2 protein-coding genes and 1 pseudogene (1 of these 3 only partly in view) are annotated in these 1,771 nt (G+C 50.5%); all 3 read left to right on the top strand.

What is annotated here, in order from left to right; genetic code table 11:
- The first annotated feature begins 24 nt into the window (after window positions 1–24).
- Window positions 25–828 (top strand): SDR family oxidoreductase, encoded by an 804-nt coding sequence (locus tag J4G02_16285; protein MCE2396117.1) that lies wholly within the window; start codon window positions 25–27, stop codon window positions 826–828.
- A gap of 22 nt (window positions 829–850) precedes the next feature.
- The gene (locus tag J4G02_16280) at window positions 851–1,132 is read left to right on the top strand and encodes an L-rhamnose mutarotase (protein MCE2396116.1); all 282 of its coding nucleotides are present in this window, start codon (window positions 851–853) and stop codon (window positions 1,130–1,132) included.
- A 17-nt stretch (window positions 1,133–1,149) separates the two neighbouring features.
- Window positions 1,150–1,771, top strand: a pseudogene (locus J4G02_16275) (transposase); it runs 555 nt beyond the window's last position.

Raw genomic sequence — 1,771 nt, 5'->3', positions numbered from 1 at the left:
GTGAGGAATTGAAAAATGCCAGATATGCAAGGGACGCAGCGCCGCGTACTCATCACCGGAGGTGCTAGCGGTTTCGGATTGGCTATCGCTGAAGCGTTGCTTGGTCAGCAAGCACGTGTAGCAATCGGCGACATTAATTCCGAGCGGTTGGAGCAAGCCTCTCGATACTTGGGTAACGCCAACGATGTGCTGCCCTTGGTACTCGATGTTACCTCATCCGTGTCAGTAAGAGCGGCGGTGGTGGCTTGTCAGGAAACCTTCGGCGGCCTAGATACGCTGATCAATTCAGCGGGTGTCATTCACTTTGCGCCATTGGCAGAAATCAGTGAGGCGGATTGGGACCGTGTGCTGGATGTCGATCTGAAAGGTCCGTTTTTGTGCAGCCAAGCGGCTGCGCCATTGCTATGCGAAAGTGGACAGCGTGGGCGTATCGTCAACATCGGTTCCGATGCAGCAAAAATTGGGTGTCCGATGATCCTTTCGTACTGTGCAGCTAAGTTCGGTGTTGTTGGCTTGACTAAGGCACTCGCTGCTGAGTTGGCTCCTTACGAAGTAACCGTCAACTGTGTCTGTCCGGTAGGGGTCTCGACAACCGGGATGGGGCAAACAGTGCTCGATTGGAAAATTAGCACAACAGGTCAAGAAACCGATGAAATCCTCGCGGAGACTGCAGCAGATATTCCCCTCAAGCGCAATGCGACTGTGGCGGATGTGGTCAATGCAGTTATGTTCTTTTTATCTGATGAATCATCGTTTTTAACAGGTGTTGCCCTAGATGTTGATGGAGGGCTGCTCAGTACCATGCCGATACCGGGCAGTAAAGAATAATGCTTTCAAAGGAGGGCTGCCAGTGCAGCGTGTCGCTTTTGTCATGCGTGTGAAGGAGGAGCAGCAAGAGGAATATATCCGACGACACCAGCGGGTTTGGCAAGAAGTGCTGGCGGATCTAAAGCGGTCAGGTGTTCATCAGAATTCTTCGGGATGGAGACCCCATCTCTTTAGAATGGGGAGAAAATCTCACCTTCTTTTTTGTTTGCAAAATATTGTGATTATATTAAAATTGTCTTGTCCTTCGTGGGAGCCCCTAACACCCGTTAGGGGCTCCCACACACATCCACTGAAACGGATATGAAAGGCAAGGACAATAGTATGAAAAAGACTTATGAATATCGCGCCTATCCTACAACGAAACAACGAAAAATCTTTACCGTCTGGTTAGCATTACTGCGTTCTGTTTACAACCAAGCCCTTGCGTGGCGTATCGAAGCATACGAATCCGCGGGGCTAACAGTTAAATGGACGACACAAGCCAACGCTTTGCCAGATTTAAAGCAAGAATCTAAGGCATTTGCCGGCCTTCACAGCGACGTTCTCCAAGATGCCATTCGCCGTTTAGATTCCGTCGTGTCAAAACGGGTGATGAACCGGGCTTCCCGCGCTTCAAAGGCGAAGGACGGTATCGGTCGATGACTTTCAACCACTTGGCAAAGCGACTGATTCGCAATGTCCGTAGGAAATACGCTCGTGTAGTTGTCCCCAAAGTCGGACCCCTGAAGATTCGATACCACCGACCGTTGCCCGATGGCAAAATTAAGACCTTGACCATTTCCAAGAAGGCGTCCGGTTGGTATGCCACAATCGTTGTCGAAGTTCCAGCCCCAGTTGAAGTCCCTGTTGAGACGACGCTGGGCGTTGATGTTGGATTGAACTCGTTTGTTGTAGATTCTGACGGTGAACGTATCCCGAACCCCCGCCATTTTCGTAAGGCTGA

The sequence above is a fragment of the Candidatus Poribacteria bacterium genome, assembly GCA_021295755.1.
Taxonomy (GTDB): Bacteria; Poribacteria; WGA-4E; order WGA-4E; family PCPOR2b; genus PCPOR2b.
This window is presented reverse-complemented; position numbering and strand designations above follow the sequence as displayed.

Coding starts and splice junctions, on each gene's coding strand:
- J4G02_16285 (MCE2396117.1), top strand. CDS start 25: ATGCAAGGGACGCAGCGCCGCGTACTCATCACCGGAGGTGCTAGCGGT.